Annotated in this window: 13 protein-coding genes; 9 read left to right on the top strand and 4 right to left on the bottom strand. The window is 70.6% G+C overall.

The window, feature by feature from the left end:
* The first annotated feature begins 90 nt into the window (after nucleotides 1–90).
* Genes KYT88_RS11430 through KYT88_RS11405 form a run of 6 tightly spaced genes read left to right on the top strand, consistent with a single transcriptional unit; the run spans nucleotide 91 to nucleotide 5,089 of the window.
* Nucleotides 91–837, top strand: a complete 747-nt coding sequence (locus KYT88_RS11430) for an HAD family hydrolase (protein WP_043588540.1) — start codon at nucleotides 91–93, stop codon at nucleotides 835–837.
* The gene (gene phnD / locus KYT88_RS11425; protein WP_043588538.1) at nucleotides 834–1,811 is read left to right on the top strand and encodes a phosphate/phosphite/phosphonate ABC transporter substrate-binding protein; all 978 of its coding nucleotides are present in this window, start codon (nucleotides 834–836) and stop codon (nucleotides 1,809–1,811) included. The genes KYT88_RS11430 and phnD overlap by 4 nt, the downstream gene beginning before the upstream one ends.
* A gap of 3 nt (nucleotides 1,812–1,814) precedes the next feature.
* On the top strand, nucleotides 1,815–2,636 hold the full coding sequence (gene phnC, locus KYT88_RS11420; RefSeq protein WP_043588536.1) for a phosphonate ABC transporter ATP-binding protein: 822 nt from the start codon (nucleotides 1,815–1,817) through the stop codon (nucleotides 2,634–2,636).
* Entirely contained in the window at nucleotides 2,633–3,427 is a 795-nt protein-coding gene (gene phnE / locus KYT88_RS11415; protein ID WP_043588534.1) for a phosphonate ABC transporter, permease protein PhnE, read from the top strand. Before phnC ends, phnE (KYT88_RS11415) begins: the two co-directional genes overlap by 4 nt.
* Nucleotides 3,424–4,230: a phosphonate ABC transporter, permease protein PhnE gene (gene phnE / locus KYT88_RS11410; RefSeq protein ID WP_043588532.1), complete on the top strand. Its 807-nt coding sequence runs from the start codon at nucleotides 3,424–3,426 to the stop codon at nucleotides 4,228–4,230. The genes phnE (KYT88_RS11415) and phnE (KYT88_RS11410) overlap by 4 nt, the downstream gene beginning before the upstream one ends.
* The gene (locus KYT88_RS11405; protein WP_043588529.1) at nucleotides 4,217–5,089 is read left to right on the top strand and encodes a MurR/RpiR family transcriptional regulator; all 873 of its coding nucleotides are present in this window, start codon (nucleotides 4,217–4,219) and stop codon (nucleotides 5,087–5,089) included. The genes phnE (KYT88_RS11410) and KYT88_RS11405 overlap by 14 nt, the downstream gene beginning before the upstream one ends.
* A 45-nt stretch (nucleotides 5,090–5,134) precedes the next feature.
* Here the strand turns inward: KYT88_RS11405 and KYT88_RS11400 are convergent, their stop codons facing one another.
* The 3 genes from KYT88_RS11400 to KYT88_RS11390 form a co-directional block, all read right to left on the bottom strand.
* Nucleotides 5,135–6,733: a monocarboxylic acid transporter gene (locus KYT88_RS11400; protein WP_182480717.1), complete on the bottom strand. Its 1,599-nt coding sequence runs from the start codon at nucleotides 6,731–6,733 to the stop codon at nucleotides 5,135–5,137.
* 20 nt (nucleotides 6,734–6,753) lie between these two features.
* A complete protein-coding gene (locus KYT88_RS11395) occupies nucleotides 6,754–7,161 on the bottom strand; it encodes a DUF485 domain-containing protein (RefSeq protein ID WP_043588524.1) in 408 nt (135 codons plus the stop codon).
* A 108-nt stretch (nucleotides 7,162–7,269) separates the two neighbouring features.
* The gene (locus tag KYT88_RS11390) at nucleotides 7,270–8,085 is read right to left on the bottom strand and encodes a CPBP family intramembrane glutamic endopeptidase (RefSeq protein ID WP_043588522.1); all 816 of its coding nucleotides are present in this window, start codon (nucleotides 8,083–8,085) and stop codon (nucleotides 7,270–7,272) included.
* Nucleotides 8,086–8,374: 289 nt separating this feature from the next.
* Here KYT88_RS11390 and KYT88_RS11385 point away from each other — a divergent pair, with 289 nt between their 5' ends.
* The 3 genes from KYT88_RS11385 (at nucleotide 8,375) to KYT88_RS11375 (ending at nucleotide 13,118) form a co-directional block, all read left to right on the top strand.
* A complete protein-coding gene (locus KYT88_RS11385) occupies nucleotides 8,375–10,216 on the top strand; it encodes an ABC transporter family substrate-binding protein (protein ID WP_043588520.1) in 1,842 nt (613 codons plus the stop codon).
* Between the two features lie 178 nt (nucleotides 10,217–10,394).
* A complete protein-coding gene (locus KYT88_RS11380; protein WP_043588518.1) occupies nucleotides 10,395–11,921 on the top strand; it encodes an ABC transporter permease in 1,527 nt (508 codons plus the stop codon).
* 3 nt (nucleotides 11,922–11,924) lie between these two features.
* Nucleotides 11,925–13,118 (top strand): ABC transporter permease, encoded by a 1,194-nt coding sequence (locus KYT88_RS11375; protein ID WP_043588515.1) that lies wholly within the window; start codon nucleotides 11,925–11,927, stop codon nucleotides 13,116–13,118.
* Between the two features lie 53 nt (nucleotides 13,119–13,171).
* Here the strand turns inward: KYT88_RS11375 and KYT88_RS11370 are convergent, their stop codons facing one another.
* Nucleotides 13,172–13,777 (bottom strand): PH domain-containing protein, encoded by a 606-nt coding sequence (locus KYT88_RS11370; protein WP_043588513.1) that lies wholly within the window; start codon nucleotides 13,775–13,777, stop codon nucleotides 13,172–13,174.
* Nucleotides 13,778–13,842: the final 65 nt, after the last annotated feature.

Here is a 13,842-nt window from a genome sequence, read left to right as displayed (position 1 = left end):
CCGTCGATGCGGGCTGCATATCGTGGACGCAGCGTCCACAGGATCCCGACGCGGGATCCGGGGAACCGGGCGCGGAGACGAGCGCCACCCGTGAGCACCCCCGGCCGGACCATCGTGTTCGACTTCGACGGCACCGTCTCCCTCGGCGACGGCCCCGTGCTCCGCTACGCCCACCACGTGGCGGAGACGCTGGCGGTCGACGCCCGTCCGGGGTTCGCCGCCGCCGTGGCCGCCGGTCTCCGGCAGGTCGGCCGCACCTCCGGGGCGATCGACGGCTACGCGCTCGTGCAGGGCCTCGCCGCCGACCACGGCGTACCCGCCCGGCTGCTGTCCGCCGCCTTCCTCGCGAGCCGCGCCGAGCTCGGCGGCCCGCACGCGCCCGTCCTCCCGCCCGCCGGCCTCGCCTCCTTCCTCATCGGGATCGCCGGTCGCGTCCGCCGCGTCCTCGTCACCAACTCGCCCGCCTGCCGGATCCCGGAGGCGCTCGCCGCCCTCGGCCTCGACGACGCCTTCGACGAGGTCGTCACCGGAGCGGGCAAGCCCGCCGGGATGGCCGCCGTCCTCGACCGCGTCGACCCGGGTCCCGCCGCGGGCCTCCCGGCCGCCCGGCTCCTCAGCGTCGGCGACCTCTGGGTCAACGACCTGGAGCCCGCCCACGCCCGCGGCTTCAGCACCGCGCTCGTCGGCCCCGGCTCGTCCGACGACGCCCGCCCCACCTTCCGCGCCACCACCGTGGCCGACCTCTACGACGACATCGACGCCTGGCTCGACGCAGTCCCCTCCTCTCCTCCCGTCCCCACCTCCGCAGCTCCCCACGGAAAGCAGATGCACGCATGAAGAAGCCCGCCCTCCCGCTCCTCGTCATCGGAGCCGTCGCCGCCCTCGCGCTCACCGGCTGCTCCGCCGGCGCCGGCTCCGACGCGTCCGGCACGCCCGCGCCCGCCGCGGATCCCACCTCCCTCACGCTCGCGCTGGTCCCGTCGCAGGACCAGGACGGCCTCGTCGAGACCGCAGCGCCCCTCACCGACATGCTCACGAAGGCGCTCGGCATCCCCGTCACCGGCGTCGTGTCGAAGGACTACCAGGCCGCGGTCGAGGCGATGGGCGCCGACCAGGCGCAGATCGGCTTCCTCCCGTCGCTCCAGCTCTGGCAGGCGAGCGACATGTACAAGGCGAAGGTCGTGCTGCAGACCGAGCGCAACGGCAACATCACCTACCCCGCGCAGTTCATGACGAACGACCCCGACAAGTACTGCGACGACACCCCGGTCGAGCGCGACGGCATGCTCTTCTGCAACGGCGCCGACGCCCTCTCGGGTCCCCAGGGACTCGACTCCATCACCAAGGTGAAGGGCGCGAAGGTCGCCGTCCTCGGCCCGGGGTCGCCCGCCGGCTACATCTACCCGATGCTCGCGCTCAAGGACGCCGGGCTCGACATCGACTCCGACATCCAGCAGATCCCCGTCACGGCCAACGACGCCTCGGTGCTCGCGGTCTACAACGGCGACGCCGAGGTCGGCTTCAGCTTCTGGGACGCCCGCACCATCGTCGCCAAGGACAAGCCGGACGTCGGCCAGAAGGTCGTCGTCTTCGCCATGACGGACGAGATCCCCAACGACGGCGTCGCGGTCTCCGGCTCGCTCTCGCCGGAGCTGCAGGACAAGATCACGAAGGCGCTCGCCGACTACTCGGCCACGCCCGAGGGATCCGCGGCCCTCACCGCCGTCTACTCCATCACCAAGCTCGCGCCCGCCGACCCGTCCTCGCTCGACGTCGTGGCCCGCGCCGCCGAGTCGCTCGGTCTGCAGTAGCCCGTGCCCGCCACCCGCTCCCTCGCAGAGGCCGGCGCGCTCGCGCCGGCCTCCGCGCCGTGGGCCGTCCGCCTCGCCGGCGTCACGGTCCGGTACCCGAACGGCGTCGTCGCGCTCAAGGACGTCTCCCTCGACATCGCCGGCGGCGAGATGGTCTCCATCGTCGGCCTGTCGGGATCCGGCAAGTCGAGCCTCATCCGCACGATCAACGGCCTCGTCCCCGTGACCTCCGGCGAGGTGGAGGTCGGCGGCACGCGCGTCGACGGCCTCGCGGGTCGCCGGCTGCGCGCCCTCCGCGGCGACATCGGCATGATCTTCCAGGGCTTCAACCTCGCGAAGCGCGCGAGCGTGCTCGACAACGTCCTCGTCGGCCGGCTCGCGCACACGCCGGGCTGGCGCACCTTCCTCGGGATGCACGCCGCGGCCGACCGCGAGATCGCGTTCCAGGCGCTCGAGAGCGTCGGGATCCTGCCGAAGGTGTGGGCGCGCGCCTCCACCCTCTCGGGCGGACAGCAGCAGCGCGTCGCCATCGCGCGGGCCCTCGCCCAGCGGCCCCGGCTCGTCCTCGCCGACGAGCCCGTCGCGAGCCTCGACCCGCCGACCGCCCACGGCGTCATGGGCGACCTGCGTCGCATCAACCGCGAGCTCGGGATCACGGTGCTCACGAACCTGCACCTGCTCGACCTCGCGCGCGAGTACGGCGACCGCATGATCGGCCTCCGCGCCGGCGAGGTCGTCTACGACGGCCCCGCCGCGACCGCGGGCGACGACGTGTTCGAGGCCATCTACGGCCGCAGGATCCGGCCCGAGGACACCCTCGGATGAGCGTCAGGGAGCTGCCGCCCCGGCCGGCCGGACGCTGGAAGCCGTGGCTCGCGCTCGCGGTGGTGCTCGCGATCACCGCGATCGCGATGAGCCCGCAGCTGGGCGTCGCGTTCGGGTTCGACGCCATCGCGCGCAACTGGCGCAACGGCGCGGACAAGCTCGTCCGGCTGGTCCAGCCCGACTGGGCGTTCTTCCCGCGCACGGTCGCGCCCATGCTCGAGACCCTCGCCATGGCCGTCGTCGCGACGGTCGCGGGTGCCGCGGTCGCGCTGCCGCTCAGCCTCTGGGCCGCGCGGCTCACGAACCCGCACCCGATCAGCCGCGGGATCCTCCGGGCGCTCCTCAACGTGGTGCGCGCCGTGCCCGAGCTGCTCTACGCGTCGCTGCTCGTCGCCATGGTGGGCGTCGGCGCGCTGCCCGGCATCATCGCGCTCGTCCTGTTCAACGTCGGCATCATCGTCAAGCTCGTCTCGGAGGCCATCGAGTCGAACGACGCCGGGCCGCTCGAGGCGGGTCGCGCGGCGGGCGGCACGCGCATGCAGGTCGACCGCGCCGTGGCGCTCCCGGACGTGCTCCCCGGCTTCGTCGGCCAGACGCTCTACGTGCTGGAGCTCAACGTGCGCGCGTCCACCGTGCTCGGCCTCGTCGGCGCGGGCGGCATCGGCCTCCTCATCGACGCCGTGCGCACCTTCTACCGCTACGACCAGCTCGCGCTGATCGTGCTCGAGATCCTCGTGATCGTCATCGTCATCGACCTCGTCTCGAACGAGATCAGGAAGAGGATCGCATGAGCCTCGCCGTGCCCGTCCGCCCCCGCCGTCCCGGGCGCGCGATCGCCGCGGCCGGCGTCACCGTCGTCGTCCTGGTCGCCTGCTGGTCGGCCGACATCGCGTGGGACCGCCTGGCCGACCTGCCCGCCGAGGTCGTCCGCTACCTCTGGCTCATGTTCTCCAGCCCCGACTGGTCGAAGCTGCCCGAGGCGCTGGCGCAGACGTGGATCTCGGTGCTGATGGCCTGGGTGGGCACCGTCATCGGCATCGTCGTCTCGGTGCCGCTCGCGTTCGTCGCGGCCCGCGGCTTCGCGCCCGCGGCCGTGCGCTGGCCCCTGCGGATCCTCTTCTCCGCCATCCGCGCGGTGCCGGAGATCATCACCGCGATCATCATCCTGTCCGTCACCGGGCTCACCCCGCTCACGGGCGCGCTCGCGCTCGCCGTCTCGAGCGTCGGCACGCTCGGCAAGTGGGGCTACGAGTCGGTGGAGGGCGTGGACGGCGGCCCGCTGGAGGCCGTGCGCGCGGCCGGCGGCGGGGCCTGGTCGCTCATCCGCTGGGGCGTCTGGCCGCAGGCGAGCGGCGAGTTCCTCTCCTTCTGGCTGTACCGGTTCGAGATCAACGTGCGCGCGTCGGCCGTGCTCGGCCTCATCGGCGTCGGCGGGATCGGCGACATGCTCACCTCCTACACTCAGTACCGGGAGTGGCCCACCGTCGGCGTGCTCCTCATCGTGGTGGTCGCGGTCACCATGTCGATCGACGCGATCTCCGGAGCGATCCGCCGCCGGATCACCGAGGGAGCCAGGGTCCGTGCAGTGGAGTGACGACGTCGGGCCCACCACGCGCATCGCGACCGTGGTCAACGCCCTGCAGCCGAGCGAGCGCCGGGTCGTGCAGCTCATCCTCGACGACACCGAGGGCGTCGTGGAGATCACCGCGCAGGAGCTCGCCGACCGCGCGGGCGTCGCCCGGTCCACCGTCGTGCGCTCCTGTCAGAGCCTCGGCTACCGCGGATACCCGCAGCTGCGCGTCGCGCTCACCCGCGAGCTGGCCCGCAGCTCGGCCCGTGCGTCGACGGCCGCGGGGGACGACGCGCACGGGCCCGGCGCCCTCGGCCGGATCCGCTCCGACCTCGACGCGCTCGCCGCAGCCCTGCCGCGGGTCGCGAGCGTGCTCACGGAGGCGGAGGTGGAGGACGCCGTCACGCGCGTCGTCGGCGCCCGCCGGCTCGTGATCGTCGCGAGCGGCCTGTCCTCGCCGCTCGCCCTCGACCTCTCCATGCGCCTCACCGCCGTCGGACGACCGGCCGAGCACGTCGCCGACCCCATCGGCCAGCAGATCGCCGTAAGCCGGCTGGGCGCGGAGGACGTGGTGCTGGTGATCAGCGGCAGCGGCGCGAACGAGCTGAGCCTGCGGGCGGCGCGCTCCGCCCGGGCCTCGGGCGCGGGGATCGTCGTGGTCACGTCGTTCGCGACCTCGCCCATCGGTGCCCTCGCCGACGTCGCGCTCGTCGTCGCGCCCGCGAAGGCGGGCTTCCGCCATGAGGTGGAGCACACCTCGCGCATCCCGCACGTGATCGTGCTGGAGTCGCTCGTGGAGATCGTCGCCGACCGCCTGGGCGAGGCCGCGGTCGACACCCGCGCGGGCGTCCTCGCGATCCTCAGCGACGCGCTCAGCGACTGACGGCGGTGCGGGCGACCCGACAGGGACGCCCGCCCCGCCCGCCGCCTAGTGCTCCGTCGCCTTCTCGGCGCCGTGCCCGGTGAGCGACCGCACGTCCATCTCCGCCGCCACGAGCGGATCCTCCTTGCGCGTGGAGGTCACCGTCCCGATCCAGCCCAGCAGGAACCCGACGGGGATCGACACGATCCCCGGGTTGCTCAGCGGGAACCACGAGAAGTCGGCCCCCGGGATCATCGACGTCTCCCCGCCCGAGACGACGGGCGAGAACGCGATCAGCACGAGCGCCGTCCCGAGCCCGCCGTACATGCTGAGCACCGCGCCCCGCGTGGAGAACCGCCGCCAGTAGAGGGAGTACAGGATGGTCGGCAGGTTCGCGCTCGCGGCCACCGCGAACGCGAGCGCCACGAGGAACGCGACGTTCTGCCCGTTGGCGCCGATGCCCGCGATGATCGAGACGATGCCGATCACGACCACCGTGATCCGCGCGACCCGCACCTCGCCGTTGGCCGAGACCTGCCCCTTCTTGATGACGCTGCCGTACACGTCGTGCGCGAAGGAAGCCGCCGCCGTGATGGTGAGGCCCGCGACCACCGCCAGGATCGTGGCGAACGCGACCGCCGCGATGATCCCGAGCAGGATCGGCCCGCCGAGCTCGAGCGCCAGCAGGGGAGCGGCGGAGTTCACGCCGCCGGGTGCCGCGAGGATCCGCTCGCTCCCGAGCAGCGCGCCGGCGCCGTACCCGAGCACCAGGGTGAAGAGGTAGAAGACGCCGATGAGCCAGATCGCCCAGACGACGCTGCGCCTCGCCTCCTTCGCGGTCGGCACCGTGTAGAAGCGCATGAGCACGTGGGGGAGGCCCGCCGTCCCGAGCACCAGCGCGAGGGCGAGCGACAGGAAGTCGAGCTTCGTGATCCCGGTGAGCCCGTACTGGTTGCCGGGCTCGAGCACGGGCTTGTCGGTCGCGGCCGCCGCGGCGCCCAGCAGGTCGGACACGTTGAAGCCGTGGATCGCCAGCACCCACACGGTCATCACGGCGGCGCCCGCGATGAGCAGGCACGCCTTGATGATCTGCACCCAGGTCGTGCCCTTCATCCCGCCGACGAGCACGTAGACGATCATCAGCGCGCCGACCACGGCGATCACGAGCGACTGCCCGAGCCGGTCGTCGATCCCGAGCAGCAGCGAGACCAGCCCGCCGGCGCCCGCCATCTGCGCGAGCAGGTAGAAGAAGCAGACCGCGAGCGTGGTGGTCGCCGCCGCCAGCCGCACGGGCCGCTGCTTGAGCCGGAAGCTCAGCACGTCGGCCATCGTGAACTTGCCCGTGTTGCGCATGAGCTCCGCCACGAGCAGCAGCGCCACGAGCCACGCGACCAGGAACCCGATCGAGTAGAGGAATCCGTCGTACCCGTTGATGGCGATGGCGCCGACGATCCCGAGGAACGACGCCGCCGACAGGTAGTCGCCCGCGATCGCCGTGCCGTTCTGCGGGCCGGTGAACGAGCGGCCGGCCGCGTAGTAGTCCGCAGCCGTGGAGTTGTTGCGGCTCGCGCGGAACACGATCACGAGCGTGATGACCACGAACGCCCCGAAGATCGAGATGTTGAGGACCGGATCGCCCGTGTCGGTCGTGGGCGTCGTCGCCATGACGGCCGTGCTCGGCGCGATCACCGTCGGCCGCCCTTGCGGCGCTTCGGCGGCGTGGATCCGCGCGGCCCCTCGAGCGCGACGCGCTCCCGCTCCTCCAGGTCGGCGCGGATCTCCGCCGCGATGGGATCGAACCGCGAGTTCGCGCGGCTCACGTACCAGGTGGTGATCGCGAAGGTCGTCACGAACTGCCCGAGCCCGAGCAGGATCCCGAGGTTCACGTTCCCGATGACGGGCGTGGACATGAGCTCATGCGCGTAGTCCGAGAGCAGCACGAACGCGAAGTACCAGACGAGGAAGGCGACGGCCAGCGGGAAGACGAAGCTGCGATGCTCGCGCTTCAGCTCGCGGAACCGGGCCGAGTCCTCGACCTCCAGGTAGTCGATGGCCGGCCGGGGGCCCCCGGACGGATGAGCGGCGTCGCCCATGGGATCTCCTCGAGATTCGGCCGCACATCGTCGTGCGGCGCTCCCAGGTTAGGCACAGGTGCGGGTGATGCGCCAGACCCGCGCCCCCGGCCGACGCGGGAACGCCTGTCAGCCGAACAGCCCGGGCAGCAGCGCGAGCGCGACCGGGTAGCCCACGAAGCTCACGACGTCGAGGATCAGGTGCGCCACCACGAGCGGCGCGGTGCGGCCGAAGCGCACGTAGCACCAGCCGAACACGACGCCCATCGCCACGTTGCCGAGGAAGGGCCCGTAGCCCTGGTACAGGTGGTAGCTCCCGCGGAGTACGGCCGCCGACAGGATGATGCTCCACGCACCCAGCCGCCCGTGCCCCCAGCCGAGCTCGCGCAGCCGGGTGAAGAGGTAGCCGACCACGATCACCTCCTCCTGCAGCGCGGCACGGAGGGCCACGAGCACGAGCACCGGCACGGTCCACCAGTACGAGTCGAGCGCGGTCGGCACCACGTCCACCGTGATCCCGAGCGCGCGGCCGGCGAAGTACAGCCCGAGCCCGGGCACCCCGATGAGCGCGGCCAGCCCGAACCCGGCGGCGACGTCGCGCCCCGGACGCGCGAGGTCGAGCCCGATCCGTCGGAAGGCGCTCCGTCCCGGCTGCCACAGCAGGAAGAGCACGAGGACCACGGGCACCAGCGCGGTCGCTATGTCGAGCAGCTGGTACAGGAGGTCGAACACCTGCCGGTCGTTCAGGCTCCGGTTGATGGTGGCGCTCTGCGAGCCGAGGGCCTCCGGCCGCGTGGACAGGTCGACGATCCGGAGCACCGAGTAGACGGCGCTCGCCCCGAGCGAGAGCCCGAGCACGATGGCGATCTCCCACCGCAGCCGCGTCCGCATGGCGCGCCGCAGCGGCGGTCGTGGAGCGCGGGCGAGGGCGGGAGCGTCGGGCACGGGCCGATCCTAGGCGCGGGATGCCGAACGGCCGTCCGCGCACCGGACGTGGCCGGTGAGGGCCCTGACGACGCGATCCGTCGCCGCGGGTGGCAGGAACGCGCGATCCCGACCGTCGAGACGCACGGATCCGGACCGCGACGCGTGGATCCGCGCGTCCGCGTTACCGGTGTGTAACGTTTGGGCCCAGTTTTTGCAAAGACTCCCAGCCGTACCTAGGGTCATTCTTATCTGCGCGGTCGACCGCACGCACGGTGGGTCCGCGCCATTCCCATGCACAGGAGGAACCTTGAAAATCAGACGCCTCGCAGCGGCTGGTGCCGTCATCGTCTCCGGTGCCCTCGTACTCAGCGGCTGCTCTGCGCCCGCCCAGGAGTCCGAGGTCATCGCCGGCACTGAGATCACCGTGGCCTGGAACGACCCGTTCCTCGAGTACAACAACGCGTCGGCGACCGGCAACGCGTCCGCCAACACGAACATCGTGTACCTGACGAACCAGTCCTTCAACTACTACGACGACGGCCCGTCCCTCGTCAAGAACACCGACTTCGGCACCTACGAGAAGGTCTCCGACGACCCGCTCGTCGTGAAGTTCACGATCAAGGAGGGCGTCAAGTGGAGCGACGGCACCCCCGTCGACGCCGCGGACATGCTCCTCAACTGGGCTGCCAACACCACCAACGTCAACACCGTGGCCGACGACGCCGTGAAGAAGGACGACAGCGGCGCGGCGACGGTCGGCGACGACCAGGTCTTCTTCAACTCGGGCGCAGTGCCGGACACCCGCCTCGGACTGGTCACCAAGACCCCCGAGATCGGCGATGACGGCCGCAGCCTCACGTACACGTACGACCAGCCCTACGTGGACTGGGAGATCGCGACCGGCAACGGCGTCGGCGTCTCCGCGCACGGCACCACGCAGCTCGCGTTCCCCGACGAGAACCTCTCGCCCGAGGACGCGAAGAAGAAGCTGATCACGGCCATCCAGGACAAGGACGCCAGCGTCCTCGCCCCGGTGTCGAAGATCTGGAACGACGGCTACCGCTACTCGGACATGCCGACGGAGCCGCAGAAGACCCTGGGCGACGGCGCGTACACGATCACCGACCTCAAGGCCGACCAGTACGTCACCCTGACGGCGAACCCCGAGTACACCGGCACGAAGAAGCCGAAGTACGAGAAGATCACGGTCCGCTTCATCGCGGACCCGCAGGCGCAGATCCAGGCCCTCTCCAACGGCGAGGTCCAGATCGCGTCCGGCCAGCCCACGGCCGACCTCCTCCAGCAGGTCCAGGGACTCAGCGGCATCGAGTACAAGGGACAGGCCGAGGGCACGTACGAGCACGTCGACCTCCAGGTCACCAACGGCGGCCCGTTCGACCCCGCGAAGTACGGCGGCGACGCCGACAAGGCCAAGCTCGTGCGCCAGGCGTTCTTCAAGACGCTGCCGCGCGAGGAGATCCTCGACAAGCTGATCAAGCCCCTGCAGGAGGACGCGGAGCTCCGCAACTCGAACGTCTACGTGCCCGGCACGCCGGAGTACAAGGAGTCCGTCGAGAAGAACGGCTACAAGGACCAGGCGGTCGACATCGAGGGCGCCAAGGCGCTCCTCGCCCAGGCCGGCGTGTCCGGCCCGATCGACGCCCGCGTCATCTACGGCCAGGGCAACACGCGCCGCCAGCAGGAGTTCGAGCTCATGCGCCAGTCGGCCGCCCAGGCCGGCTTCAACCTGATCGACGTGAACAGCGCGACGTGGGGTGCCGACCTGTCCAGCAAGACGGGCTCGTACGACATCGCCCTCTTCGGGTGGCAGTCGGTGAGCCTCGGTGTCGGCGAGTCCGGCCCGAACTACCAGACCGGCGGCATCAACAACTACTACGGCTGGTCGAACCCCGAGATCGACTCGCTGTTCAAGCAGCTGGACACGGAGACGGACAAGGACAAGCAGCTCGCGCTGGTCATCCAGGCCGAGACCCTCATCCAGCAGCAGGGCTGGACGACGCCGATCTACCAGTTCCCGGGCCTCACCGCCTGGAGCGACACCGTGTCGGGCGTCAAGCCCGCGTTCCTGTCGCCCAACTGGTTCTGGAACTACTGGGAGTGGGCTCCGGCCCAGGCAGCCGCGCAGTAGCGCGACAGCAGTGAGCGCCGTCCCCTGAACGGGAGGGTGCGAGGGTGCCGAGGTCTTCTGGCTTCGGCACCCTCTCCATGTCCGTTGCCGATTCGTGATCCGCGGATCCGGCCGCGTATGCTCTCGTCGGGCCGGGTCATGAGCCCTGGCCGAACACAGAAAGGGACGTCGTCGCCCTGTGATTACCTTCGTCTTGAGACGTCTCGTCGCGTCGTTCTTCGTCCTCCTGGGCGCCAGCTTCATCATCTACAACCTGGCGGCCAATTCCGGTGATCCCCTCCAGGATCTGCGCGAGAACCCGTCGCCGAACCGCGATGCGCTCATCGCCGCTCGAGTCGACCTCCTCGACCTCGACGTGCCGTCGCCGCTGCGGTACTTCATCTGGCTCGGTGGGGTGTTCAAGGTCTTCATCGGCCAGGTCGACCTCGGCAAGGCCATCGACGGCCGCGAGGTCAACGAGATCATCGCCAACGCCGCCGGGCAGACGATCCAGCTGGTGACGATCGCCACGATCATCGCCGTGCTCATCGGCGTCTCCATCGGCATGACGACGGCGCTCCGCCAGTACAGCGGCTACGACTACACGGTCACCTTCGCGTCGTTCCTCTTCTTCTCGCTGCCGATCTTCTTCGTCGCCGTGCTGCTCAAGCAGTACGTCGCCATCGGCTTCAACGACTTCCTCGTGAACCCGTCGATCCCGCCGATCATGATCGTGGTCCTGTCGCTCGTCTCGGGCTTCGTCTGGATGAGCATCATCGGCGGCGACCCGAAGCCGCGGCTCATCGTGTTCGGCTCCGCCGTGGTCATCACCGCGGTCGTGCTCATCTACCTGCTCGCCACGGACTGGTTCTCGCGCCCCGGCCTCGGCATCCTGCTCATCGCCGCGCTCGGCGCCCTCGTCGCGGTGCTCATCACGTCGCTCTCGACGGGGCTGCGCAACCGTCGGGCGTTCTATTCCGCGCTCGCCATGGCCGTCCTCGGCGCCGCGCTCTGGTACCCGCTGCAGTTCGTGCTGACGGTCTCGGCTCCCTGGTGGATCACCATCGTGCTCATCGTCGCCTTCGTCGTCGTCGGCGTGGTCGTGGGCTACGTCGTCGGACAGAACGACAAGCCGATCGTCGCCCGCGGCGCCGGCATCACGGGCGGCCTCGTCGCGCTGCTGATCATCGTCGACCGCGTCATGCAGGTGTGGCCGGACTACGTGACCAACACCCGCGGCCGCCCCATCGCCACCGTCGGCGCCGTGACGCCGGGTCTCAACGGATCCGTGTGGCAGGGCATGCTCGACAGCTACACCCACCTCCTGCTGCCGACCATCGCGATCCTCCTCATCTCCGTCGCGAGCTACTCGCGCTACTCGCGGGCCAGCCTCCTCGAGGTCATGAACCAGGACTACGTGCGCACCGCGCGGGCCAAGGGCCTCACCGAGCGCACCGTGATCATGCGCCACGCGTTCCGCAACGCCATGATCCCCGTCGCCACCGTCATCGCGTTCGACGTGGGCGGGCTCATCGGCGGCGCGGTGATCACCGAGACGATCTTCGCCTGGAAGGGCATGGGCTCCGTGTTCCAGGACGCCCTGACCAAGACCGACCTCAACCCGCTGATGGGATTCATCCTGATCACGAGCATCCTCACCGTGATCTTCAACATGCTGGCCGACATCCTCTACTCGGTCCTCGATCCTCGAATCCGGGTGAGCTGACACATGTCCAACGCACTGATGGGGAACCCCATCGACCCCCACAACGACCCGAGCCTGCCCGAGGGCGGAGCCAACTCCGAGCTGACGATCGAGCAGCGGGAGGTCGAGGGCCTCAGCCAGGGCACCGTCGTCCGCCGCCGGTTCCTGCGCCACAAGGGCGCGATGACCGCGCTCGTGGTGCTGCTGCTGATGGCGCTCCTCGTGTACTCGTCCGTCGGCATCCAGTTCTTCGGATTCCGCATCCCCGGCTGGTGGATGTGGAACTACGAGGACGTCGCGCCCATCGTCAACGGCGGCAACCCCACGTGGACCCTGCCGTTCCAGTTCGGCGTGCACCCCTTCGGCCAGGACGAGATCGGGCGCGACATCTTCGCCCGCGTCATGCGCGGCACGCAGCAGTCCATCGTCGTGATGGTGCTCTACGGCATCATCGCCGCGTTCATCGGCATCGTGGTCGGCGCCGTCGCCGGCTTCTTCCGCGGCCGCATCGACTCCCTGCTGATGCGCTTCACGGACCTCATCATCGTGATCCCCGTGATCGTCATCGCGGCCGTCCTCGGCCGCACCTTCGGCGGACTCGGCGCGGTGGTCCTCGGCATCGTCCTCGGCCTGATCGGCTGGCCGTCGCTCGCCCGCCTCGTGCGCGGCGAGTTCCTGAGCCTCCGCGAGCGCGAGTTCGTGGACGCCGCGAGGGTCGCCGGAGCCTCGAACAGCCGGATCGTGTTCCGGCACATCCTGCCGAACGCCATCGGCGTGGTCATCGTCTCCACGACCCTGCTCATGAGCGCGGCCATCCTGCTCGAGGCGGCGCTGTCGTTCCTCGGGTTCGGCATCGTGAAGCCCGACGTCTCGCTCGGCCAGATCATCAACGAGTACCAGGGCGCCTTCGCGACCCGACCGTGGCTGTTCTGGTTCCCGGGCCTCTTCATCATCATCATCGCGCTGTCGATCAACTTCATCGGCGACGGCCTGCGCGACGCGTTCGACCCGCGCCAGCGCCGCATGCCGGGTGGACAGGGCCCCTACAAGCAGATGTTCGCCATGCTCACCGGGCGCACCCGCCGCGACGCAGGTCCGTCGACCGGCTCCGGTGCCGAGGGCGTCCGCGTCCCGCCGCCCGTCGGCTCCTCGCGACCGGACGCACAGGCCGACGGTCCCGCCGACGGCCAGGCGCCCGACAGCACGGACGGCCGATGACGGTCCCGGCGGCGAGCCGGGCCCTCAGCCGCGGGACCGCCGCAGGTCGTGCCTCAGATCAGGCCGGTCAGCACCGTGGCCACGACGAGCACCGCGAGCACGGCGATCTCGGCCCAGTGCGTGCGCACGCGCCGGCCCTCCTCCTCGACCGGACCGCCCAGGTGGCCCGCCTCGCGGAGCTCGGCCAGGCGCAGGCGGATCACCGTGGCCGCGTCGCCGGAGTCGGTGCGGGGGAGGTCGCCGCGGCGCGCGTCCTGCATCATGGCGCTGAGGTACGGCTGGATCTTCTCCTCCTTCGTGGTGATGTAGGCATTGGAGCGTCGACCGGGCGCGGGAGCGGCCCAGGCCGTGACGCGCTCGTGCGCGGTCGTGATGTTCAGGGCCCACTTGGTGTCCACGTCCCGGATCGCGGGCCACGAGATGTCATGCGTGCGGAAGACGTTGCGGATCTGCACGCCCTCGGTCGCGATGCGCACCCACGGGTGCCAGAAGACGAGCCACGACGCGTAGGCCAGCATGACCGGGCCCCACACCGCCGTCGGCAGGAGGTCGGCCCGACCCCCGACCACGGTGCTCACGAGCACCAGGACCGCGATCGCCGAGACGATCACGGTCAGCAGGCGTCCGAACGACGGGCGGATGACGACGGGCTGATCCATGGCCACATCGTCCCACGGCCCGCGTGGACCCCCCTCGACATCCCCACTTCCAGCAGCCAGGAGGC

The organism is Clavibacter sp. A6099 (genome assembly GCF_021919125.1).
Classification (GTDB): Bacteria; Actinomycetota; Actinomycetes; order Actinomycetales; family Microbacteriaceae; genus Clavibacter; species Clavibacter seminis.
Note: the sequence above shows the minus strand (reverse complement) of the source record. Positions and strands in the feature narration are given on the sequence as shown.